The following is a 21,260-nucleotide window of genomic DNA, read 5'->3' on the forward strand; positions in this document are numbered from 1 at the left end:
CCGGGGGGCCCCCTTTGGCCCACCGCTGCCGGGCCGCCCACGCCCCCCCCCCCCGCCCCCCCCCGGGGGCCCCCCCCCCGCCCCGCCGGGGGGGGGGGGGCCCCCGGGGGGGCGCCCGCCACCGCCCTTGATCGTCAAGGCGCCCGAAGGTGCGGCTACTTCGACAGTTCGCGCTCCTTGGCGATCCGGCCGACCCGCCCGCGGACCGCGAACCAGCCGACGACCAGCGCCGCGGCGAGCACGGGGATCAGCATCACGGTCTGCCGGCCGACACCGTCGTCGAACCACATCAGGACGATGACGCCGAGCAGGAAGGCGATGGTGGCGATGTCCGTCACGGGTGTGCCGGGAAGCCGGAAGCGCGGGCGGGTGACCGAGCCCTCCTTCGAGCGGCGCACGAACACCAGGTGACAGACCATGATCGTGCACCAGGTGCTGATGATGCCCAGCGCCGCGATGTTCAGCACGATCTCGAATGCCTCGCCCGGCATGACGTAGTTGAGCGCGACACCCAGCACACACACCGACGAGGTGAGCATGATGCCGCCGTACGGCACCTGGTTGCGGTTCATCAGGCCGGCGAACTTGGGCGCGGAGCCCGCCATCGACATGGACCGCAGGATGCGGCCCGTCGAGTAGAGCCCGGAGTTCAGGCTGGACATGGCGGCGGTCAGCACGACGAGGTTCATCACATCGCCCGCTGCCGGCACCCCGACGTTGGACAGCACGGTGACGAAGGGGCTCTCGCCGCCGGTGTACTTGTTCCACGGGAGCAGCAGCGTCAGCAGCAGCACCGAACCGACGTAGAAGACGCCCACCCGCCACATGATGGAGTTGACGGCCTTCGGCACGACCTTCTCCGGCTCGCTGGTCTCGCCGGCGGTCACACCGACCAGCTCGACGGCGGAGTAGGCGAAGACCACGCCCTGGAGCACGATCACCACGGGCAGCAGTCCGGTCGGGAAGAGCCCGCCGTTGTCGGTGAGCAGATCGATGCCTGGCGTATGCCCGCCGACCGGGTGCTGGGTGGCCAGCAGGAAGATGCCGATGAACATGAAGACGACCAGCGCCGCGACCTTGATGATCGCGAACCAGAACTCCAGCTCACCGAAGATCTTCACGGAGATCAGGTTCACCGTCAGCACGACCGCCAGGGCGATCAGGGCCATCACCCACTGCGGGATGTCGGTGAACAGGCTCCAGTAGTGGGTGTAGAGCGCGATCGCGGTGATGTCGGCGATGCCGGTCGTCGACCAGTTGACGACGTACATCCAGCCGGCGACGTACGCGCCCTTCTCCCCCAGGAACTCACGGGCGTACGAAACGAAGGAGCCCGACGACGGGCGGTGCAGTACCAGCTCACCCAGAGCCCGTACGACGAAGAAGGCGAAGAGGCCACAGACCGCGTAGGCGACGGCCAGCGCGGGTCCGGCGGAGTGCAGGCGGCCACCGGCGCCCAGGAACAGGCCGGTACCGATCGCCCCGCCAATGGCGATCATGTTGACGTGCCGGCCCTTCAGGCCCTTGCTGTATCCGGCGTCACCCGCGTCCTGCTGCGCGCCACTCCCCCCGTCTGATGGCCTTTGGGCTTCATCCGTGACGGTTTCTGTGCTCACTGCTGGTTCATCTCGCTTTCGGGCAGGCGCTAAAGCCGTGACCGGGGTACGCGGATCGCGCGAAGTCGGCCGACGGCACACCTTCCCCGAAGAGTGCTCCTCCGTCTGTGGGGGAGATCACATGACCCATAACCCCGATAGGATCTGGACGCTTTTGTCCGAATTGCCCGCCAGAAAAGCTTCAAAAGGGTGAGTGAGTTCACCCGATTCCGGACTCATTTCTTGCCGAGCAGCGACAAAAAGGTGACGCGCTCGGCGCGATTGAGCCGGTGGTGAGTGACGGAAACGGCCCCCTTGACGCGGGCATCGGCAGCGGACGCGTCCGACGTGCCCCGTCCGGCGGCATCGGCGCGGACACGTCCGCCGCCCGCACCAGCCGGCCGGAGTCCCGGTCGAGGACCGCGGGCAGGGCCGTCCCGGCCACGGGGCGGAGCGGCGGGAGGGCCCGAACGCTGCGCTGCGGGCCCGAAGAGCGACCCGGAGGGATGCCCGGCCGGTCGGCAGAGCGGTCAAGAAGGTTTCACAGGAGTGGTGAGACAGCAATACTGTTGAACATGATGGAGTCCGCCACCGACCTGACGGTCGACGAACTGGCCGCCCGCGCCGGCGTCACCGTCCGCACGATCCGCTTCTACAGCACGCGCGGGCTGCTGCCGCCCCCCGAGATCGGTCCGCGCCGGGTCGGCCGCTACGGACCGGACCACCTCTCCCGGCTCGCGCTCATCGAGGAACTCCAGCACCAGGGCATGACCCTGTCCGCCATCGAACGCTACCTGGAGCAGCTGCCACCGGATCTCAGCGCCCAGGATCTGGCCATCCACCGTGCGCTGGTGGCGAGTTGGATCCCCGACAAGGCCGAGGACACCACCCGCGACCAGCTCCAGAGGCGGGTCGGACGCGACCTGACCGAGGAGGACCTGGACCGGCTGGCCGCCATGAGCGTGCTCGTACGGACCGAGGACCCCCAGATCTTCCAGGTCGACCCGGGGCTGCTGCACCTCGGCGCCCGGCTGCTGGACGTCCCGATCGCCCTGGAGACGATTCTCGCCGCGCGCACCGTGGTCATCGAGCACACCCGCTCCGCGGCGCGCGAGCTGAGCCGGCTGTTCAAGGACGAGGTGTGGGGGCCGTACCGGGAGGGCGGGCCGGCGCCCGACGAGATGGCGCGCATGAAGTCGCTCTCCGCCCATATGCAGCCCATGGTGGTGCAGGCACTGGTCACCGCATTCCAGCGGTCGATGAAGCAGGAGCTGCGGGAGTGGTTCGGCGAGGCGGCGACGTGACGGGGGCGGGCCGCCGCGGCCCGCCCCCGCCCGCCGTCGGGCGTCAGCCGTCGCTGAACTTCTCGCCCTTTTCGGCCTTCTCGACCAGCAGCGCGGACGGCGCGAACCGCTCGCCGTACGCCGCCTGCAGCTCGCGGGCGCGGGCCACGAAGCCCGGCAGGCCCCCTTCATAGCCGTTGATGTACTGGATCACGCCGCCGGTCCAGCCCGGGAACCCGATGCCGAAGATGGAGCCGATGTTGGCGTCGGCGACGGAGGTGAGCACGCCCTCCTCGAAGCAGCGGACGGTGTCCAGCGCCTCGGAGAAGAGCATCCGCTCCTGCATGTCGACGAACGGGATGGTGGCGTCGGCCTGGGTGAAGTGCTCCCGCAGGCCCGGCCAGAGTCCGCTCCGCTTGCCGTCCTCGCCGTATTCGTAGAAGCCCGCGCCGCCGCTGCGGCCCGTGCGGCCGAACTCGTCGACCATGCGGTCGATGACCGCGTCGGAGGGGTGCGGCTGCCAGCTGCCGCCGGCCTCCTCGACGGCCCGCTGGGTCTCCCGCCGGATCTTCCGCGGCAGGGTGAGGGTCAGCTCGTCCATCAGGGACAGCACCTTGGCGGGGTAGCCGGCCTGGGCGGCGGCCTGCTCGACGGAGGCCGGGTCGAGGCCCTCGCCGATCATCGCCACGCCTTCGTTGATGAAGTGGCCGATGACGCGGGAGGTGAAGAAGCCGCGGGAGTCGTTGACGACGATCGGGGTCTTGCGGATCTGCCGGACCAGATCGAAGGCGCGGGCCAGCGCCTCGTCGCCGGTGCGCTCACCCTTGATGATCTCCACCAGCGGCATCTTGTCGACCGGCGAGAAGAAGTGCAGGCCGATGAAGTCCTGGTCCCGCTCGACGCCTTCGGCCAGCGCGGTGATGGGCAGGGTGGAGGTGTTGGAGCACAGCAGCGCGTCGGGGGCGACGATGTGCTCGATCTCCTCGAAGACCTTGTGCTTGAGGGAGACGTCCTCGAAGACCGCCTCGATGACGGCGTCGCAGCCCGCGAGGTCCTGCGGGTCGGCGGTGGGCGTGATGCGGGCCAGCAGCTCGTCGCGCTTCTGCTCGGTCGTACGGCCGCGGCTGAGCGCCTTCGCGAGCAGGCCCTCCGCATAGGCCTTGCCCTTGGCCGCGGCCTCGGCGGAGACGTCCTTGAGGACGACCTGCATCCCGGCCTTGGCGCAGGCGTAGGCGATGCCCGCGCCCATCATCCCGGCGCCCAGCACGGCGACCTTCTCGACCTTGCGGGACGCGATGTCCTTGGGCCGGTTGGCGCCGGAGTTGACGGCCTGCAGGTCGAAGAAGAACGCCTGGATCATGTTCTTGGAGATCTGGCCGGTCACCAGCTCGACGAAGTACCGCGCCTCGATGGTCTGGGCGGTCTCGAAGTCGACCTGCGAGCCTTCGACGGCCGCGGCGAGGATGTTGCGCGGCGCCGGGTAGGGGGCGCCGTTGACCTGCTTCTTGAGGTTGGCGGGGAACGCCGGGAGGTTGGCGGCGAACTTCGGCTGGGCGGGGGTGCCGCCCGGGATGCGGTAGCCCTTGACGTCCCAGGGCTGCTGGGACTCGGGGTGCTCGTCGACGAAGGCGCGGGCCTTGGCGAGCAGCTCCTCGGGGGTGGCCGCGACCTCGTGGATCAGGCCGTTGTCCCTGGCCCGGGTGGCGTTGTACTGGGTGCCCTGGAGCAGCACCTTCAGCAGCGCGTCGGCGATGCCGAGCAGCCGGACCGTACGGGTCACGCCGCCGCCGGCGGGCAGCAGGCCCAGGGTCACCTCGGGCAGGCCGATCTTGGTGGCGGGGGTGTCGAGGGCGACGCGGTGGTGGCAGGCCAGCGCGATCTCGTAACCGCCGCCGAGCGCCGCGCCGTTGATGGCGGCGACGACGGGCTTGCCGAGGGTCTCGATACGGCGCAGGTCCCGCTTGATGCCGTTGCCCGCGTCGAAGGCCTGCTGGGCCTGGGCGGGAGTGATGGCGATCAGGTCGCGCAGGTCGCCGCCGGCGAAGAAGGTCTTCTTGGCGGAGGTGAAGATGATGCCGCGAACGCTGTCCTTCTCGGCCTCCAGGCGGTCGGCGACCGCGGTGAGGGAGGCCTTGAAGGCGTTGTTCATGGTGTTGGCGGACTGGTCGGGGTCGTCCAGGACCAGGGTGACGACGCCGGTCTCGTCCTGCTCCCAGCGAATGGTCGACGCTGTGGTGGGCTCGCTCACTGTGGCTTCTCCGTAAGGGGGTGGGACGGGCGGGTCAGAGGCGCTCGATGACGGTGGCGATACCCATGCCGCCGCCGACGCAGAGGGTGGCCAGGCCGTAGCGCTTGTCCTGCCGCTCCAGCTCGTCGATGAGGGTGCCGAGGATCATCGCGCCGGTGGCGCCGAGGGGGTGGCCCATGGCGATGGCGCCGCCGTTGACGTTGATCTTGTCGAGGGAGAGGCCCATGTCCTTGGCGAAACGCAGCACGACCGCGGCGAAGGCCTCGTTGATCTCGACGAGGTCGATGTCGTCGATGGTCAGACCGGCCTTGGCGAGCGCCTTGCGGGCGGCCGGGGCGGGGCCGGTGAGCATGATCGTCGGGTCGGATCCGGACACCGCGGCGGCAGCGATCCGGGCCCGGGGGGTGAGGCCGTAGCGCTTGCCGACCTCGGCGTTGCCGATGGCGACGAGGGCGGAGCCGTCCACGATGCCGGAGGAGTTGCCGGCGTGGTGGACGTGGTCGATCTTCTCGACCCAGTGGTACTTCTGCAGCGCGACGGCGTCGAAGCCGCCGGCCTCGCCGATCATCGCGAAGGACGGCTTGAGACCGGCCAGCGACTCCGCGGTGGTCCCCGGCCGGATGTGCTCGTCGCGGTCGAGGACGACCAGGCCGTTGCGGTCGCGCACGGGGACGACGGAGCGCTCGAAGCGGTTGTCCTTCCACGCCTCGACGGCACGCTCCTGGGACAGCGCGGCGAACGAGTCGACGTCGTGCCGGGAGAAGCCCCCGATGGTGGCGATCAGGTCGGCGCCGATGCCCTGCGGGACGAAGTTGGTGTCGAAGTTGGTCATCGGGTCCATCGCCCAGGCGCCGCCGTCGGAGGCCATCGGGACGCGGGACATGGATTCGACGCCACCGGCCAGGATGAGGTCCTCCCAGCCGGAACGGACCTTGGCGGCGCCCAGGTTGACGGCTTCCAGACCCGAGGCACAGAAGCGGTTCTCCTGGACACCGGCGACGGTGTCGGGCAGACCGGCGGCGATCGCGGCGACCTTCGCGATGTCGGAGCCCTGGTCGCCGACCGGGCTGACCACGCCGAGCACGATGTCATCGATGGCGGCGGGGTCGAGATCCGGGAAGCGGCTGCGGAGTTCGTGGATCAGGCCGACGACAAGGTCGACGGGCTTGGTGCCGTGCAGTGCGCCATTGGCCTTGCCACGGCCGCGAGGGGTGCGGATCGCGTCATATACGTACGCTTCGGTACTCAAGTCAAGCAGCCTTTCGCATGAGGGTGGGGCATTCGCAGCAGGTGGGGCGGCCGGTCGTCGTCAGCCGAGCAGGGAGCGGCCGATGATCTCCTTCATGATCTCGGTGGTCCCTCCGTAGATGGTCTGGATGCGGCCGTCGGTGAACGCCTTGGCCACGCGGTATCCGGTCATGTAGCCGTATCCGCCGTGGAGTTGGAGGCAGCGGTCGGCGACCCGCTTCTGGAGTTCGGTGGCCCACCACTTGGCCATCGAGGCGTGCACCGCGTCGAGTTCACCGGCGGAGTGGTCGGCGATGCAGCGGTCCAGGAAGGCGCGGGTGACGGCGCATTCGGTGGCCATCTCGGCTATCTCGAAGCGGATGTGCTGGAGCTTCGCCAGCGGCCGCCCGAAGGCCTCCCGCTCCTTGACGTACTGGCTGGTGATCTCCAGCAGGTGTTCGGCGGCGGCGATACCGGCGACGGCGATGCCCATCCGCTCCTGGGCGAGGTGGGTCATGAGGTGGACGAAGGCGCCGTTCAGCTCGCCGAGGAGGTTCTCCTTGGGGACGCGTACGCCGTCGAAGAACAGCTCGGCGGTGTCCTGGGCCTTCTGGCCGATCTTGTCGAGATTGCGGCCGCGCTCGAAGCCCGCCATGCCGCGCTCGACGACCAGCAGGCTCAGGCCGTGCGCCCCGCCTTCCGGGGTCGTTTTGGCGACGACGATGACCAGGTCGGCGAGGATGCCGTTGGAGATGAAGGTCTTGGAACCGTTGAGTATCCAGTGGTCGCCGTGGTCCTCGGCGGTGGTGCGGATGCCCTGGAGGTCGGAGCCGGCGCCGGGCTCGGTCATCGCGATGGCGGTGATGATCTCGCCGCTGCAGAATCCGGGCAGCCAGCGGCGCTTTTGCTCCTCGGTCCCGAGCGTCGTCAGATACGGGCCGATGATGTCGTTGTGCAGGCCGACCGCGAGCCCCGCGGCGCCGGCCCGGGTGAACTCCTCGGCCAGCACGGCGCTGTAGCGGAAGTCGCTCTCCCCGCCACCGCCGAATTCCTCGGGCACCGCCAGGCCGAGCAGCCCCTGCTTGCCGGCCGCCCGCCAGGCGTCCCGGCTGACGATGCCGTCCTTCTCCCACTGCTCGTAATGCGGCGTCACCTCCTTGGCGAGGAAGGTGCGCACGGTCTCGCGGAAGGCGTCGTGGTCGGCGGTGAAGATCTGGCGCTTCATCAGTGGGGGCCCTCCTCAGAGCCAGTTCTTGACGGTCTCGATCAGCTTCGCGGGCTCGGGCCCGACGGGGTGGACGTTGAGCATCGTCACGCCCGCCTCCCGGAAGGCCGCGATCCGCTCGCGGACGTAGCCCTCCGGCCCGCACAGCGACATCAGCTCGCAGAATTCGTCCGGTACGGCCGCTTCGGCCTCCCGCTTCCTCCCGGCGAGGTACAGCTCCTGGATGGTCTGCGCGGCCTGTTCGTAGCCGTAGGCGACGGCCAGGTCGTGGTAGAAGTTCTTGCCCTTCGCGCCCATGCCGCCGACGTACAGCGCGATGGCCGGGCGGGCCAGCTCACGTGCGGCGGCGGCGTCCTCGCCGATCGCCAGCAGGCCGCCCGCGACCGTCTGCAGCGGGCCGCGCTCCGGGTCGCGCCGGGCGGCGCCCTCGGCGAGCGGGGTGCCCCACACCTGCGCGGCCTTCTCCGGGATGAAGAGGGTGGGCAGCCAGCCATCGGCGATCTCGGCGGTCATCCGGACGTTGGCAGGGCCCAGGGCGGCGACGTACACGGGGATCTCCGGGCGCACCGGCCGGGTAAGGATCTTCAGCGGTTTGCCGAGCCGGCCGCCCTTCTCGGCGGGCAGCGGCATATCGGTGATGCCGTGGTGGTCGATGACCTCGCGCCGCCAGATACGGCGGCACAGCTCGATGGTCTCGCGGGTGCGGCCCAGCGGTCTGTCGTACGGCTTGCCGTGCCAGCCCTCGACGACCTGCGGACCGGAGGCCCCCAGACCCAGCAGCGCACGGCCGCCGGAGACGGCGTCCAGGCCGGCGGCCGTCTGGGCGATCAGCGCGGGAGTACGGGAGTAGACGTTCAGGATCGCCGAACCGATGTTGGCGTGCTCGGTGCGGGCGGCGAGGAAGCCCATGATCGTGGGTGAGTCGAAGCCGTAGGCCTCAGCGACCCAGATGGCGTCAAGGCCGGCCCTCTCCAGGGCCGCGACCTCTTCGGCGGCCCGGCGGGGGTCGCCTGCGTACTGGAGCGTGGTGGCGAGTTCCATCAGCTGTCCGCGTCCTTCCGGCCGGTGCGGCCGGAGGCCGTCGAGGCGGCACCGGACCCGTGCGCCGCTGCCGGGTCCACCAGGCCGGGCGTCTGCCAGTCGCGGGCGACCTCTTCGGTGTCCGCGCCCGGCCGGGCAGGCGGTCTGCGCAGGGCGCCGGGGGTGCGGGAGAAGCGTGGGGCGGGTGCGGGCTGGGTGATCCCACCGTCGTCGACGAAGGTGCCGCGGGCCGCGAGGTGCGGGTGTGCCGGCGCCTCGCGCAGGGACAGCACGGGCGCGACGCAGGCGTCCGAGTCCTGGAAGACCTCGGTCCACTCCGCCCGGGTGCGGGTCTTGAAGCGGGCGGCGATGGCGGTGCGCAGCTCGCCCCAGGCGGCGAGGTCGTCACGGCCCGGAGCGTCGTCCTCGATGCCCAGCCGGCCGATGAATTCGGCGTAGAACCGCTTCTCCAGCGCGCCGACCGCCATGTGACCGCCGTCGGCGGTCTCGTACGTGCCGTAGAAGGGGGCGCCGCCGTCCAGGAGGTTCGCGCCGCGGCGGTCCTGCCAGCCGCCGGCCGCGAGCATGCCGTGAATCATCGAGGTGAGGTGGGCGGTGCCGTCCACGATCGCGGCGTCCACGACCTGGCCGCTGCCGCCGTCCGAGCGGGCGTGCTGGAGGGCGGCGAGGATGCCGATGACGAGGTAGAGGGAGCCGCCGGCGTAGTCGCCGAGGAGGTTGGCGGGGATGGCGGGCGGGCCGTCGGCCGGGCCGATCATGCCGAGGGCGCCGGTGATGGCGATATAGCCGATGTCGTGTCCGGCGGTGGCGGCGAGCGGGCCGTCCTGTCCCCAGCCGGTCATCCGGCCGTAGACCAGCCGGGGGTTGCGTGCCAGGCACTCCTCGGGACCGACGCCCAGCCGCTCGGCCACACCCGGGCGGTATCCCTCGACCAGCACATCGGCCCGCTCCACCAGATCGAGCACCTGCGCGACACCGTCGGGGCTCTTCAGATCGATCAGGACGGAGCGTTTGTTGCGGTTGGTGATGTCCTTGGCGGGATCGATGCCCAGGCCCGCGCCTCCGGGGCGGTCGACGCGGACGACATCGGCTCCCAGATCGGCCAGCAGCATGGCCGCGAACGGGCCGGGCCCGATCCCCGCCAGCTCGACCACCCGTACCCCGCCCAGCGGGCCGTTCCCTGACTCCGTCATCACGCCCGCCACTCTCCGCCGCACTGTGACACTTCTGATGTAACACTCGTGATGTTAAGAACGTGTTCCACTTTCCACAAGCCCCCCGACCAAGTGGTACCTACAGAAAAAGCCCGTTCCGACGAGGCTCAACCGCCCTCGCCGTCACGGGCCTTTGGCGCCTGATGTCCGGCGCCCAGGGATGTGCCCCCACTAGCTCCCGTCAAGCTCGGCGACGAGCTTCTTGGGGGCTATCACGCGGTAGGACTCCTCGACCCAGTCGCAGAGCAGATCCGCCGCCGGGGCTCCCGCCGGCTCCATCGGGATCTGCACCCATCCGGCCTTGCCGAGGCCGTAGCCCGCGGGCTCGGCACCGGGCGAGGTCAGCGCATGCGCGTGCACCTCCGGGTCCTTCAGCTTCACCGTCATCCCCAGCGGATAGCTGCCGTCGCCGACACCGAGGAAGACAAAGACCTTCTTGTTGACCTTGGCGACGCTCTCGCCCCAGGGGAACTCCTCCACGGCGCCGGGAAGCCCGAGCGCGAACGCGCGCACCCGCTCCCGCACCGCCGCCGGACCCGCTGCCTTCGCCATGCGCTCCTCCACGTCCGTCCCCCGTCCGCACCATCCGCGGCACCGCCTCGCACGGCACGCAGCGAGCGCCTGCCGCCCCATCGCCCTCCACGCTAACGGCGACCACTGACAACGGCCCGCGGAGCGCCGAACGCCGGGCCGACGGAGGGACAATGCCCCCATGTCACACCCGCAACTCGCCGCCGCACTGTTCGACATCGGCAACGGCCAGGGACTGCGTCAGTTCACCGAGCTGGCCATGGCGCTGCTGCTGTCCTCACTCATCGGGCTGGAGCGTGAGGCCCGGCAGAAGAGCGCCGGCCTGCGCACCCACACCCTCGTCGGGGTGGGCAGCGCGCTGTTCATGGAGGTTTCGATCCACGGCTTCGGCGCGCTGGACGGGATGGACGGCGTCGTCCTCGACCCGTCCCGCGTCGCGGCGCAGGTCGTCTCCGGCATCGGTTTCATCGGCGGTGGCCTGATCTTCGTCAAGCGGGACGCGGTCCGCGGGCTGACAACGGCCGCCACCATCTGGCTGACCTGCGCCATCGGCATGGCCTGCGGGGGCGGCCTGCCGCTGCTGGCCATCGGGGCGACAGCCGTGCACTTCCTCGTCATCCGCGGCTTCTCGAAGGTCTCCGGGCGCATCGGGACGGCGCCCTCCCTGGACCACGTGGAGCTGCGCCTGACCTACCGCACCCAACACGGGCTGCTGGGACGGATGTTGGAGTTGTGCACCGGAAACGGCTTCCGGGTGACCGACGTCCAGGTGGAGACCAGCACCGACGACGAGCGTCTTTCGGCCGAGGTCCTGCTCCGCCTGGAGGGGACGGGGTCCGCACACCGCCTGGTCGAGGCGCTGACGGAGCTGGACGGCGTACGCGGTGTCACCCTGGGACGCCGGAACGACAGCACGGAATGAGCCGTCGCAGAAGGCTCACGCCCGGTCGCCGCCCCGCCGGACCCTCCCCCGGCGCCTGCCCCGGCCGTCACCACCGTCACAGCAGCCCCGCCTCCTCCAGCAACCGGCGGACGGTCCGGTTCGCGGCATCGTCGAGCGGCAGCTGCGGCGCGGCCGTCGCGGGGGCGGCGATGACGCCGAGCATGTGCAGGGCGGCCTTGAACGCCCCCAGGGCGGACGAGCTGCGGCCCATTTCGTTCTCGTCGCCGACATCCGTGAGGGAGAACAGCGCCGCGAGCCGGTCCTGTTCGGCGGCCGCGGCACGCCACCGGCCCTCGCGCGCATGCGCGTACAGCCGCACATAGCCCGCCGGATCGACATTGCCCAGGCCCGGTACGACGCCGTGCGCACCGGCCAGCAGGGCTCCGTCCACGGAGAGTTCCGATCCGGTGAGCACGGAGAAGGCGGGATCGACCGCGCGCAGCCGGACCAGCAGCCGGCGCAGCGCACCGTCGTCGCCGCTGCTGTCCTTGAGCCCGGCCAGCACACCCTCGCCGGCGAGCGCGAGCACCGTGTCGGACGGCAGCTTGGTGTGCACCGCCGGCGGGATGTCATAAGCGAAGAGAGGCAGGTCAACGGCGTTGCGGAGACGGGTGTAGTGGTCGGAGATCTCGGCCGGATGGGTGCGCGTGTAGAAGGGCGCGGTCGCCACGATGGCGTCGGCCCCGAGCCCGCAGGCCGTACGGGCGTGGTCCAGTACGCGGGCGGTGGCCATGTCGATGGCGCCGGCGAGGACGGGCAGCCGCCCGCCTGCGGTCCCGACGACCGTCTCGATGACGGTGCGGCGCTGATCGTCCGACAGGTAGGCGGCCTCCCCGGTGGAGCCGAGCACGAACAGGCCGTCCACCCCCGCGGAGACGAGGTGCTCGGTGAGGGCCGCCAGCGATCGCACGTCGACCTGCCCGGTGTCGGTGAGCGGCGTGCACAGTGGTGGGACGACCCCGGTGAGGGGCGCGGGCAGGGATGTGGCAAGAGGCATGGCGCCGGCTTTCTGCCGTACGGTCCGCTCCGGTGGTGCGGGCGTCACACGAGAGGGCTCGGTGAGCGGTGCCCCGGGCATCCGGAGATTGGACGTCCGATGTCTTCGGTGAATGTGTCCCCCTTCCGACGCCGCGTCAAGACCACCTCCGCCCACGCCGCCCCACCGGGGACATCGCTCCGTACACAGCAACACCATTGCTCCGGCACACAGTTCCGGCAGCCGCAGCGACGGGGCCGCTCGGTTTCCACCGGCGCCGAAGGCGGATGAGGTCGGGATCCGGCCAGGCCCGCCCTCGCGGACCTCCGCCCCGACCCGAACGGTACGTTCATGACCAGGGCGCTCTGACAGAGTGCGGCGCGGGCGCCCCTGCGCCCGTGCCCTGCGGCCTGCCACCTGCGGTGGCGGGCCGGAGACGTGGAAGCAGAACCACGAGCCGTGAACGAAGCCAACGAAGCCCAGGCCGAGAGGACGCGCGATGCGACGGCAGGAAACCTCCGGACGAGCCCATGACCTCGTCCTGTACGGCGCCACCGGCTTCGCCGGGGCGCTCACCGCCGAATATCTGGCCCGGCATGCGCCGAAGAACTGCCGCTGGGCGCTGGCAGGACGCAACACCGCCAAACTGGAGCTGCTGCGCGACCGGCTCGCGCAGATCGACCCCGCCTGCGCGGAACTCCCCCTGCTGCACGCCGACAGCAGCGATCCCAAGGCGTTGCATGCGCTCGCCGCCGGCACCCGCGTACTGGCCACGACCGTCGGCCCGTATCTGGTCCACGGCGAGCCGCTGGTCGCCGCCTGCGCCGCGGCCGGCACCGACTACGTCGATCTGACCGGCGAACCGGAATTCATCGACCGGATGTACCTGCGGCACCACGCCGCGGCCCGTGCCTCGGGCGCGCGCCTCGTGCACGCCTGCGGATTCGACTCCGTCCCGCCCGACCTGGGCGTCCTCTTCACCGTCGGGCTGCTCCCGGAGGGCGTCCCGCTGCGCATCGACGGCTTCGTACGGTCCAACGCCACGTTCTCCGGCGGCACTCTGGCCTCGGCCCTGACCGTGGCCTCCCGGCCCGTCGCCATGGCGCGGGCCGCCCGCGAACGGCAGCGGGTGGAGCCACGCCCGGACGGACGTACGGTGCGGGCGCCCTTCGGGCCGCCCATGAGGAGCGGCGCGACGCGCGCCTGGGGAGTGCCGCTGCCGACCCTCGATCCGCAGATCGTCGCCCGTTCGGCCACCGCGCTGGAACGCTACGGCCCGGACTTCCGCTACCGCCACTACGCGGGCGTGCGCCGGCTTCCGATCGCGGTGGGCGGGGCGCTGGGCGCCGGGGCACTGAGCGTCGTGGCCCAGGTGCCGCCCGCGCGGCGGTGGCTGTCGGGACGGCTGGAGCCGGGTGACGGGCCGAGCCCGGAACGCCGGGCCAAGAGCTGGTTCACGGTGCGCTTCGTGGCGTCCGGGGGCGGAAAGCGCCTGGTCACGGAGGTCTCGGGCGGCGATCCCGGCTACGACGAGACGGCGAAGATGCTTGCCGAGTCGGCGCTCAGCCTGGCCTTCGACGACCTGCCGGAGACCTCGGGCCAGGTGACGACGGCAGTCGCCATGGGGGACGCGCTGACGGCCCGCCTCCAGGAGGCGGGCATGACCTTCCGGGTGGTCCGTCAGGGGTGAACCCGCCGCCGCCACCCTCCACTTGGGCACTTCCGTCCGCTGGGCGGTCCGGCTGCTTGGGCACGGCACGTCCGCTTGGGCACGGCACGTCCGCGCATGAGGTGCCCCTCGCAGGGCCGAGGCGTCGCCGACGTCACGCCTGCGCGAGGGCCTTCCTGCACAGGGCGTCCGCGGCCCGGGTCGTCTCGGGCAGGCGGTAGGCGGCCGCCAGGTGGAGGGTGTGCGCACAGGCACGGTCGAGGTCGACGCGGTGCCCGACGGAGACGAAGACCGGCTTGACACCCTTCTGGGTGCGCAGCGCCCGCCCCACCTCCTCGGCGTCGGAATCGGACCCGGCGGCCGGGCTCCTGTCGGCCCGCAGCGGGGATGTCGCGCCACGGTCCGGGCCGGGAGGCGCGTAGCGGAAGGTGAAGGGGTTCTTGGCCACGCCGATCGTGGGCAGTCCGGTGAGGACGCCGAGGTGGCTGGCGAGCCCGAAGCGGCGCGGGTGCGCCAGCCCGTAGCCGTCGCAGACCACGAGATCCGGTGTGCGGGCGAGCCGTGCGAGCGCCTCCAGCACGGTGGGAATCTCCCGGAAGGCGAGCAGGCCCGGTACGTACGGAAAGGAGACGCGGCCGACGGCAGTGGCCTCATCGACGACGGCGAGGGTCCGGGCGTCCAGCGCGACGGCCGCCGCGGCGACGACATCGCGCGCGTCGTCGTAAGCGACATCCACACCGGCCACGATTCCCGCGAACCCCGGCTCCGGGCCGGACTCGTCGAGCCGTACGTACGGCCGCAACCGGTCCTGAACCGCGCGTGCCTGGGCTTCGTCGGCAGGCCAGTTCCGCAATTCGTCGTCGCAGGAGATCGTTCCGGGAGTGTCCATGGTGGCGTCAAAGCTACCGAATCACGGCCCGGCGGACATCTGCCGGGTGGCGGCTCCGGTGCCCGGTGCGCCCCTCCGGCCTGCGGATTTCACGCCGGGGCGGGGTGGCGATGGGCTCGGCCGGCTCGTCTATATTGCCCGTATGTTCGTACTTGAGCTGACCTACACCGCACCCGTCGAGCGCGTCGATGCCGTCCTGGAGGACCACGTGGCGTGGCTGAACGCGCAGTACGCCGCCGGGCACTTCATCGCCTCCGGCCGCAAGAACCCGCGTGACGGCGGCGTGATCCTCGCCGTCGGGCTGGACCGCGCCGGCTTCGAGCGGCTCGTGGCCGAGGACCCGTTCAGCGTCGCCGGTGTGTGCGACTACCGCGTCACCGAGTTCATCGCGACCAAGACCGCACCGGCCCTCAAGGACTACGAGCAGCAGCTGCCTTCCTGAGGCACCACAGGTGCGCGGCGGGGCCGCTGCCGGGAGACGCGCGCCCCGGGCGTCTTCCGGCGCGGTGACGTCACCGCGCCGGGGGACGCCCGCCTTCCCTGGCCGTTCCCGGCCTCCCGGCCGCCCCGGTCTCCCGGCCGTGCCGACCTTCTCAGCCTTTCCCATCTCCCCGGTTTTCTCAGCCTTCGCGGCCCTGTGTGGCCAGCAAGGCGGCGATCTCGTGGTGCAGTCCCGCGGGGTACGTCGCCAGTCGGCGGTCCGCCGCCTCGGCCGCCAGCTCCCGGCTCCACTGCCAAGGTGGCGCGCCGCGGTGCGTACGTCCTCGGGACGGGCAGCCGCGGTCGTCGCGGTGTACCGGTCACGGTCGGCGGCCGGCAGGTCCTGTTCCAGCGCGCCGCTGGGAGTGAGCCAGTGGGCGGTGGATCCCGCGCAACAGGCGGCAGAGCTTGAGTTGTTGTGGGGCGACGACGCCGTGCAGCAGCGCATGGGCACGTGCGGTCTCACCACGGGCCAACACCTGGGCGAGCATCAGTGTCCAGTTGGCGAGCTCATCGGTCAGCTGCTGGGCGGTGGTTGCCGCGTCCGGCGGGCACGGATCGGCCAGGGTGCGGGCGGCGGCGCTCAGCCGACCACTGCGGTCGAGCAGCACGGCGGCATCGGGAGCGGGAAGGTGCACCATGCCCCGCCAGGTGGCGACCTCGGCGATGCCGGGCCCTGCGGCCTCCAGAGGGAACTTCCCCGCATCAGATCGTCGAAGACGACCGCGAGGATGCCGTACATGGTGGTGCATGCCAGCTTCAACGGCCCCAGCCGGCGCAGGAATTCCCTGCCGTCGAACTCCTGGTGGAACGCGTCCTCGATGAAGAGGTAGGCCTCGATGTCGGAGTAGGCGTCGGCCTCGCCGAGCGTCCAGGATCCGTACAGCAGCACGCCGCCGAGGCGCGGCTCGGACCGGGCGGCCTCCCGCAGCCGCTCGATCCGGCGGTCGAGAGCGGGGGACGCGCCGGACGGAACCGCGGGGGTGGGGAAGGACATGGGTTCTCCTGAGCGGGTGAGCGCACACGGACAGCACCCGGCGGCCTCCGCCGGGCGGATTCTCGATCGGTGTCCGACTGCTCAGGAAACGCCCATGCCGCGATGCCAGGGGCCGATGGCCGGCCGCGTCACCTGCTTTTCGGCCCGGCTGCATCCGGCTCCGTCCGGCTCGGCCCGGCTCCGTGCGGCTACCGGGGCGGGCTTGCGCGGCGCGTCCCTCAGGAGGCCGTCTCGGGCTCCGCGCCCGAAGGCGGCTCGGTCTCCCCGGCGGGCCAGTGACCGCCGTTGCGCCAATACCCCTGGATCTCCTCCAGTTGACGCCCCTTGGTCTCGGGGGCGGTGACGGAGGCGAACGCCAGCGCGGCGACCGCCAGCACCCCCAGACCGGCGAAGGTCCACGCCGCGCCCGCCCAGGCCATGAGGGAGGGGAAGAACTGCGCGATCAGGAGATTGGCCACCAGGTCCGCCGTGAGCATCACCGACGCTCCGGTGGAGCGCAATTGAGCCGGGAACGCCTCGCTCGCATAGACCCAGATCAGCGATCCGAAGCCGAAGTTGAAGGCGGCGGTGAACAGCAGGATCGCGCCGAAGCCCACCCAGATCGTGCCGCCCTCCAGGTCGCCCATCGCGAACACGGTGGTCAGGACGGCGAGCATCACGACCATGGTGCCGATGCCGGAGAGCAGCACCACACGCCGGCCGAGCCGGTCGATGATGAGGATGGCAAGGACGGTCGCGGCCAGTGAGGCGAGCTGGACGAAGGACGGCAGCAGGAAGTTCTGGCCGTTGCCGGTGAAGCCCATCTCCTCGAAGATCTGCGGGCTGTAGTACGTCACGGCGTTGATGCCGGTGATCTGACAGAAGAATCCGAGGCCGACGACGAAGAGCGTGGCGCGGACATACGGCTTGCGCAGCAGCGCACGCGACGAGCCGCCGCTCTCCTCATGGAGGGCCGCACTCACCGCAGCGACCTCGGCATGCGGATCGACATCGGGGTCGGTCGTCGCCATGACCTCGACGGCGCGTTCCGTACGGCCCTTGAGGACGTACCAGCGGGGGGTGTCCGGCAGACGGAACAGCGGGATCAGCACGAGAGCGGCCGGGATGGCCGACAGGCCGAGCATCCAGCGCCAGTGACCGCCTCCGGACAGGCCCCAGTTGACGAAGTAGGTGACGGCGATGCCCGCGACCGTGGCCACTTGGTAGGCGGCGACGGAGGCACCGCGGATGCGCGCCGGGGTGGATTCGGCGATGTAGAGCGGCGCCGCGACGATGGAGATGCCGATGGCGATGCCGAGCAGGAAGCGGACCGCGTCGAGCACGATGACGTTGGGCGCGAGCGCGGAGAGCGCGACGAAGACGGAGTACGAACCGGCGACGATCAGCATCGCGGCCTTGCGGCCGAGGGCGTCGGCGAGCTTGCCGCCGATCAGCGCCCCGACGATCGAGCCGAACACCAGGATGCTGTTGACCAGGCCCTTCTCGGCCTCGGTGAGGTGGAAGTCCTTGCTCAGGAACACCAGAGCACCGGAGATGCTGCCGGTGTCGTAGCCGTAGATGACGCCGACGACAGCGCCGGTGAGCGCGAACAGCCTGCCGGTACGGCGCTTGGTCCTGGACGAGGGCGGCGGGGGCGTCGCGGAGAGCGTGGCAATGGACATGGGCAGTCCTTTGTTGCGGCGGAGCGGCCGGGCTGCATGACTGATCTTGCGAGTATTGGATCAGTTTCACGCAGGTGTCAACAGATGGCTTCCCCCTCCTCACGCCGGGCATTCACTCACCCAAAAGGCCTAATAGGTAACATATCCCCCATCCATCCTCCCGCCCTCTCTGGCGCATCCACTCTCACGAGGGATGGATTCCTGTGCGACGGATGCGTACAGTCGTTTGCAACAGACACAAAACTTGCAGTTTTACGCACAGCAGCAGGCGCTCGCGGCCGGGTCGTCGCGTCGCTGCGCATCGGACGTACACATCACGGGAGGGTGTGCCATGAGCGGGACCTCGTACATGGAGCAGGAACTGCGCAGCCAGCCGGAGACCTGGCAGGAAGCGGCGCGCCTCGGGGCCGCGGGGGGCCCACTGCCCAAGGCCGGGCAGCGCGTCGCGGTCGTCGGCTGCGGCACCTCATGGTTCATGGCGCAGTCGTACGCCGCGCTGCGCGAGGGCGCCGGGCTGGGCGTGACGGATCCGTTCGCCGCCTCCGAGGCATTTCTCGGCAGCGACCGCGGCTATGACGCGGTGGTGGCGATCACCCGCTCCGGCACCACCACCGAAGTGCTGCGGGTGCTGGACGCGGTCAAGGGGCGGATCCCGACGGTGACGGTCATCGGCGACCCCGAGACACCGGCCGTCGCGATCTCCGACGAGACGGTCGCGCTGCCCTTCGCCGACGAGAAGTCCGTGGTGCAGACCCGGTTCGCCACGACGGCACTGACGCTGCTGCGCGCCCATCTCGGCGCGGACGTCTCGCGGGCCGTGCAGGACGCGCGTGACGCCCTGGCCGCACCGCTCGAACAGGAGTGGGTCGACGCCGAGCAGTTCTCCTTCCTCGGCACGGGCTGGACGTACGGCCTGGCCAATGAGGCGGCCCTCAAAATGCGGGAGGCCTCGCAGAGTTGGACGGAGTCCTACCCCGCGATGGAGTACCGCCACGGCCCGATCGCCATAGCTGCTCCCGGCCGGGTCACCTGGCTGTTCGGCCAGGCACCGGAAGGGCTGGAGGCCGATGTCACCCGGACCGGCGCACGCTTCGTGAGCCATGCGCGCGATCCGCTCGCCGAGCTGGTGCTGGTGCAGCGCGTCGCGCTGGAACGGGCCCGCGCCCGCGGTCTGGACCCGGACAGCCCGCGCAGCCTCACCCGTTCCGTGATGCTCGAAGCGCCGGCCGCACCGTAGCCACCCGCCTCTCCGACCCTCAACCCGCTCCGTCCGCAAGGGAGTCGAGATCCCATGCCCCTCGTTCCGACCTCATCGATTGTCGGCGCCGCACGTGAGGCGCGGGTCGGTGCCGCGGCCTTCAACGTCATCCACCTGGAGACCGCAGAGGCACTGGTCACCGCCGCCGAGCGCACCGGCACCCCCCTCATCCTGCAGATCAGCGAGAACTGCATCCGCTACCACGGCGGACTGCGCCCGATCACCCGCGCCACCCTCGCCCTCGCAGAGGACTCGTCCGCCCGGATCGCCGTGCACCTCGATCACATCACCGATGCCGGACTGGTCCACCAGGGCATCGCCGCGGGGGTGGATTCGGTCATGGTGGACGCCTCCGCACTCCCCTATCAGGCGAATGTCGCCGCCACCGCCGACCTCACTGCCTGGTGCCATGACCGTGAGGTCTATGTCGAGGCCGAGCTCGGCGAGGTCGGCGGCAAGGACGGGGTCCACGCACCCGGGGTACGCACGGATCCGGACGAGGCCCTGGCATTCGTCCGCGCGACGGGAGTGGACGCACTCGCCGTGGCCGTCGGCTCCTCGCACGCGATGCACGAGCGCACGGCCGTGCTCGACAAGGACCTGATCGCCGCGCTGCACAGGACCTTGCCGGTGCCGCTGGTACTGCACGGCTCCTCAGGGGTGCCCGACGAGGAACTGCGGCGGGCCATCGCGGCCGGAATGACGAAGATCAACATCTCCACGCATCTGGTGTCGGTGTTCACCCGCTCCATTCGTGAGGTGCTGGGCGCGGACCCGTCGCTCATCGACTCCCGGAAGTACGTCAAGCCGGCCCGGGAAGCGGTGGCCCAGGAGGCGGCCAGGCTGCTGGAGGTGCTGGGAACCCCGGTGGCGGTCCCCGGCCAGTACGCGACCCAGGCACCGGCCCGGGGGTGAGGCAGGGGCACCCGGTGTGAGGCAGGCGCGCCGGGAGCCCTGGGAATCCGGCGCAAAGTCAGGACCCAGGGGCGCAAGCCCGGGTGGGGACGCCCACCTGGCCTCAGCGTGCCGCCGGAAACGAATTAGGCTCGCGCCATGAAGCGCCATGAACGGATGAACGCACTGCTCGAGCTGCTCGGCGACAGAGGCCGGGTGGATGTCGAGGAGGCAGCGACCGAGCTGGAGGTCTCGGCCGCGACGATGCGGCGCGACATGGACGCCCTCGCGGAGCAGCAGCTGCTGACCCGCACCCGGGGCGGCGCGGTGCTCAGCTCGGTGGCGTACGACCTGCCGATCCGGTACAAGCACGCCCATAGGTCCGAGGAGAAGGAGGCGGTGGCACGCGCCGCGGCGAAGCTGGTGGAGCGCGGGGACGTGGTCGGGCTGAGCGGGGGCACCACGACCACGGCGATCGCCCGGGTGCTGGCCACCCGGCCGGACTTCGCGGAAGCGGGCCCGCAGCCGCACCTGACCATCGTCACCAACTCCCTCAACATCGCCAATGAGCTGGCGGTGCGACCGCAGATCAAGATCGTGCTGACGGGCGGGGTGGCGCACTCACGGTCGTTCGAACTGGTCGGCCCGTTCAGCGAGTTGGTGCTGCAACAGATCTCGGTGGACATCGCCTTCATCGGCGCCAACGGCGTGGACCCGGTGATGGGGGCCACCGTGCACGACGAGGCCGAGGCCCGCGTCAACCGCCTCATGGCCGAGCGTGCCCGGCGTGCCGTGGTCGTCGCGGACTCCTCGAAGATCGGCGAGCGCTGTTTCGCGCGGGTCGGCGACGCGGACGTCTTCGACACCTTCATCACGGACAGCGGGGCGAAGGAGGCGACGCGTCGCGAGTTCTCGGACCGGGGCCTGCGAGTCGTGACCGCGCGCCCGTCGGCCACCGACTGACACCGCCTGGAGAGACCTGCACGCACCCTCGCCGAGCCTGACGCAGCGGGCACCGGAGGCCGGGCCACCGAAGGCCGGGGGTCGGGGACAGGCCACCGCGGGCAGGGGGTGGGGCACCCCGGGCCGGGGCCGACGGCCGACGGCGAGCAGAGAGTGACGGCCGAGC

Annotated in this window: 19 protein-coding genes; 7 read left to right on the forward strand and 12 right to left on the reverse strand. The window is 70.8% G+C overall.

Annotated elements, in window-relative coordinates:
• Window positions 1-155: 155 nt before the first annotated feature.
• Window positions 156-1,616: an amino acid permease gene (locus ACIRQ7_RS12150; RefSeq protein ID WP_404261956.1), complete on the reverse strand. Its 1,461-nt coding sequence runs from the start codon at window positions 1,614-1,616 to the stop codon at window positions 156-158.
• A 554-nt stretch (window positions 1,617-2,170) separates the two neighbouring features.
• Here ACIRQ7_RS12150 and ACIRQ7_RS12155 point away from each other — a divergent pair.
• Window positions 2,171-2,899 carry a MerR family transcriptional regulator gene (locus ACIRQ7_RS12155; RefSeq protein WP_404261958.1) on the forward strand — a complete coding sequence of 243 codons (729 nt, stop codon included), beginning with the start codon at window positions 2,171-2,173 and terminating at the stop codon, window positions 2,897-2,899.
• Between the two features lie 43 nt (window positions 2,900-2,942).
• On the opposite strand, the gene ACIRQ7_RS12160 is transcribed toward ACIRQ7_RS12155, so the two are convergent.
• The 6 genes from ACIRQ7_RS12160 to ACIRQ7_RS12185 form a co-directional block, all read right to left on the reverse strand.
• Window positions 2,943-5,126, reverse strand: a complete 2,184-nt coding sequence (locus ACIRQ7_RS12160; protein WP_404261959.1) for a 3-hydroxyacyl-CoA dehydrogenase NAD-binding domain-containing protein — start codon at window positions 5,124-5,126, stop codon at window positions 2,943-2,945.
• 34 nt (window positions 5,127-5,160) lie between these two features.
• Window positions 5,161-6,375, reverse strand: coding sequence for an acetyl-CoA C-acetyltransferase (locus tag ACIRQ7_RS12165; protein WP_401466904.1), 1,215 nt, complete (start codon window positions 6,373-6,375; stop codon window positions 5,161-5,163).
• 60 nt (window positions 6,376-6,435) lie between these two features.
• On the reverse strand, window positions 6,436-7,578 hold the full coding sequence (locus ACIRQ7_RS12170; RefSeq protein ID WP_404261960.1) for an acyl-CoA dehydrogenase family protein: 1,143 nt from the start codon (window positions 7,576-7,578) through the stop codon (window positions 6,436-6,438).
• Window positions 7,579-7,593: 15 nt separating this feature from the next.
• Window positions 7,594-8,619, reverse strand: coding sequence for an LLM class F420-dependent oxidoreductase (locus ACIRQ7_RS12175; protein ID WP_404261962.1), 1,026 nt, complete (start codon window positions 8,617-8,619; stop codon window positions 7,594-7,596).
• Window positions 8,619-9,812 carry a CaiB/BaiF CoA transferase family protein gene (locus ACIRQ7_RS12180; RefSeq protein WP_404261964.1) on the reverse strand — a complete coding sequence of 398 codons (1,194 nt, stop codon included), beginning with the start codon at window positions 9,810-9,812 and terminating at the stop codon, window positions 8,619-8,621. Before ACIRQ7_RS12180 ends, ACIRQ7_RS12175 begins: the two co-directional genes overlap by 1 nt.
• Before the next feature lie 192 nt (window positions 9,813-10,004).
• Window positions 10,005-10,385: an MmcQ/YjbR family DNA-binding protein gene (locus ACIRQ7_RS12185; RefSeq protein ID WP_404261965.1), complete on the reverse strand. Its 381-nt coding sequence runs from the start codon at window positions 10,383-10,385 to the stop codon at window positions 10,005-10,007.
• Window positions 10,386-10,545: 160 nt separating this feature from the next.
• Between ACIRQ7_RS12185 and ACIRQ7_RS12190 the strand changes: the two genes are divergently transcribed.
• Window positions 10,546-11,286: an MgtC/SapB family protein gene (locus ACIRQ7_RS12190; protein WP_404261967.1), complete on the forward strand. Its 741-nt coding sequence runs from the start codon at window positions 10,546-10,548 to the stop codon at window positions 11,284-11,286.
• Between the two features lie 76 nt (window positions 11,287-11,362).
• Here ACIRQ7_RS12190 and ACIRQ7_RS12195 read toward each other — a convergent pair whose 3' ends face one another.
• The gene (locus tag ACIRQ7_RS12195; protein WP_404261969.1) at window positions 11,363-12,304 is read right to left on the reverse strand and encodes a dihydrodipicolinate synthase family protein; all 942 of its coding nucleotides are present in this window, start codon (window positions 12,302-12,304) and stop codon (window positions 11,363-11,365) included.
• A 478-nt stretch (window positions 12,305-12,782) separates the two neighbouring features.
• Here ACIRQ7_RS12195 and ACIRQ7_RS12200 point away from each other — a divergent pair, with 478 nt between their 5' ends.
• The gene (locus ACIRQ7_RS12200) at window positions 12,783-13,973 is read left to right on the forward strand and encodes a saccharopine dehydrogenase family protein (protein ID WP_404261970.1); all 1,191 of its coding nucleotides are present in this window, start codon (window positions 12,783-12,785) and stop codon (window positions 13,971-13,973) included.
• A gap of 133 nt (window positions 13,974-14,106) precedes the next feature.
• Here ACIRQ7_RS12200 and ACIRQ7_RS12205 read toward each other — a convergent pair whose 3' ends face one another.
• On the reverse strand, window positions 14,107-14,841 hold the full coding sequence (locus ACIRQ7_RS12205) for an endonuclease V (RefSeq protein WP_404261972.1): 735 nt from the start codon (window positions 14,839-14,841) through the stop codon (window positions 14,107-14,109).
• A gap of 142 nt (window positions 14,842-14,983) precedes the next feature.
• On the opposite strand from ACIRQ7_RS12205, the gene ACIRQ7_RS12210 reads away from it, so the two are divergent.
• A complete protein-coding gene (locus ACIRQ7_RS12210; protein WP_401466931.1) occupies window positions 14,984-15,283 on the forward strand; it encodes a YciI family protein in 300 nt (99 codons plus the stop codon).
• A gap of 358 nt (window positions 15,284-15,641) precedes the next feature.
• Here ACIRQ7_RS12210 and ACIRQ7_RS12215 read toward each other — a convergent pair whose 3' ends face one another.
• From ACIRQ7_RS12215 to ACIRQ7_RS12225, 3 genes are all read right to left on the reverse strand, one after another.
• Complete coding sequence (locus ACIRQ7_RS12215) at window positions 15,642-15,932, reverse strand: hypothetical protein (protein WP_404261974.1); 291 nt, start codon at window positions 15,930-15,932, stop codon at window positions 15,642-15,644.
• Window positions 15,905-16,318: a hypothetical protein gene (locus ACIRQ7_RS12220; RefSeq protein ID WP_404261976.1), complete on the reverse strand. Its 414-nt coding sequence runs from the start codon at window positions 16,316-16,318 to the stop codon at window positions 15,905-15,907. The genes ACIRQ7_RS12215 and ACIRQ7_RS12220 overlap by 28 nt, the downstream gene beginning before the upstream one ends.
• 218 nt (window positions 16,319-16,536) lie before the next feature.
• Complete coding sequence (locus tag ACIRQ7_RS12225; protein WP_401466937.1) at window positions 16,537-17,979, reverse strand: sugar porter family MFS transporter; 1,443 nt, start codon at window positions 17,977-17,979, stop codon at window positions 16,537-16,539.
• A 331-nt stretch (window positions 17,980-18,310) separates the two neighbouring features.
• Between ACIRQ7_RS12225 and ACIRQ7_RS12230 the strand changes: the two genes are divergently transcribed.
• The 3 genes from ACIRQ7_RS12230 to ACIRQ7_RS12240 all read left to right on the forward strand — a co-directional run bounded on the left by ACIRQ7_RS12230 (window position 18,311) and on the right by ACIRQ7_RS12240 (window position 21,094).
• Window positions 18,311-19,216 carry an SIS domain-containing protein gene (locus tag ACIRQ7_RS12230; RefSeq protein WP_403672790.1) on the forward strand — a complete coding sequence of 302 codons (906 nt, stop codon included), beginning with the start codon at window positions 18,311-18,313 and terminating at the stop codon, window positions 19,214-19,216.
• A 54-nt stretch (window positions 19,217-19,270) separates the two neighbouring features.
• The gene (locus tag ACIRQ7_RS12235) at window positions 19,271-20,152 is read left to right on the forward strand and encodes a ketose-bisphosphate aldolase (protein ID WP_404261978.1); all 882 of its coding nucleotides are present in this window, start codon (window positions 19,271-19,273) and stop codon (window positions 20,150-20,152) included.
• Window positions 20,153-20,290: 138 nt separating this feature from the next.
• Window positions 20,291-21,094: a DeoR/GlpR family DNA-binding transcription regulator gene (locus tag ACIRQ7_RS12240; protein ID WP_403672787.1), complete on the forward strand. Its 804-nt coding sequence runs from the start codon at window positions 20,291-20,293 to the stop codon at window positions 21,092-21,094.
• The last annotated feature ends 166 nt before the right edge of the window (window positions 21,095-21,260 follow it).

Origin of the sequence: Streptomyces sp. NPDC101393 (assembly GCF_044767385.1) — a bacterium.
In the GTDB taxonomy this organism is placed as follows: Bacteria; Actinomycetota; Actinomycetes; order Streptomycetales; family Streptomycetaceae; genus Streptomyces.

What these genes read in the sequence shown, in the direction of transcription:
- ACIRQ7_RS12155 (WP_404261958.1), top strand. Translation starts at nt 2,171, where the DNA reads ATGATGGAGTCCGCCACCGACCTGACGGTCGACGAACTGGCCGCCCGC.
- ACIRQ7_RS12170 (WP_404261960.1), bottom strand. Translation starts at nt 7,578, where the DNA reads ATGAAGCGCCAGATCTTCACCGCCGACCACGACGCCTTCCGCGAGACC.
- ACIRQ7_RS12175 (WP_404261962.1), bottom strand. Translation starts at nt 8,619, where the DNA reads ATGGAACTCGCCACCACGCTCCAGTACGCAGGCGACCCCCGCCGGGCC.
- ACIRQ7_RS12180 (WP_404261964.1), bottom strand. Translation starts at nt 9,812, where the DNA reads ATGACGGAGTCAGGGAACGGCCCGCTGGGCGGGGTACGGGTGGTCGAG.
- ACIRQ7_RS12185 (WP_404261965.1), bottom strand. Translation starts at nt 10,385, where the DNA reads ATGGCGAAGGCAGCGGGTCCGGCGGCGGTGCGGGAGCGGGTGCGCGCG.
- ACIRQ7_RS12190 (WP_404261967.1), top strand. Translation starts at nt 10,546, where the DNA reads ATGTCACACCCGCAACTCGCCGCCGCACTGTTCGACATCGGCAACGGC.
- ACIRQ7_RS12195 (WP_404261969.1), bottom strand. Translation starts at nt 12,304, where the DNA reads ATGCCTCTTGCCACATCCCTGCCCGCGCCCCTCACCGGGGTCGTCCCA.
- ACIRQ7_RS12200 (WP_404261970.1), top strand. Translation starts at nt 12,783, where the DNA reads ATGCGACGGCAGGAAACCTCCGGACGAGCCCATGACCTCGTCCTGTAC.
- ACIRQ7_RS12205 (WP_404261972.1), bottom strand. Translation starts at nt 14,841, where the DNA reads ATGGACACTCCCGGAACGATCTCCTGCGACGACGAATTGCGGAACTGG.
- ACIRQ7_RS12210 (WP_401466931.1), top strand. Translation starts at nt 14,984, where the DNA reads ATGTTCGTACTTGAGCTGACCTACACCGCACCCGTCGAGCGCGTCGAT.
- ACIRQ7_RS12220 (WP_404261976.1), bottom strand. Translation starts at nt 16,318, where the DNA reads ATGTCCTTCCCCACCCCCGCGGTTCCGTCCGGCGCGTCCCCCGCTCTC.
- ACIRQ7_RS12225 (WP_401466937.1), bottom strand. Translation starts at nt 17,979, where the DNA reads ATGTCCATTGCCACGCTCTCCGCGACGCCCCCGCCGCCCTCGTCCAGG.
- ACIRQ7_RS12230 (WP_403672790.1), top strand. Translation starts at nt 18,311, where the DNA reads ATGAGCGGGACCTCGTACATGGAGCAGGAACTGCGCAGCCAGCCGGAG.
- ACIRQ7_RS12235 (WP_404261978.1), top strand. Translation starts at nt 19,271, where the DNA reads ATGCCCCTCGTTCCGACCTCATCGATTGTCGGCGCCGCACGTGAGGCG.
- ACIRQ7_RS12240 (WP_403672787.1), top strand. Translation starts at nt 20,291, where the DNA reads ATGAAGCGCCATGAACGGATGAACGCACTGCTCGAGCTGCTCGGCGAC.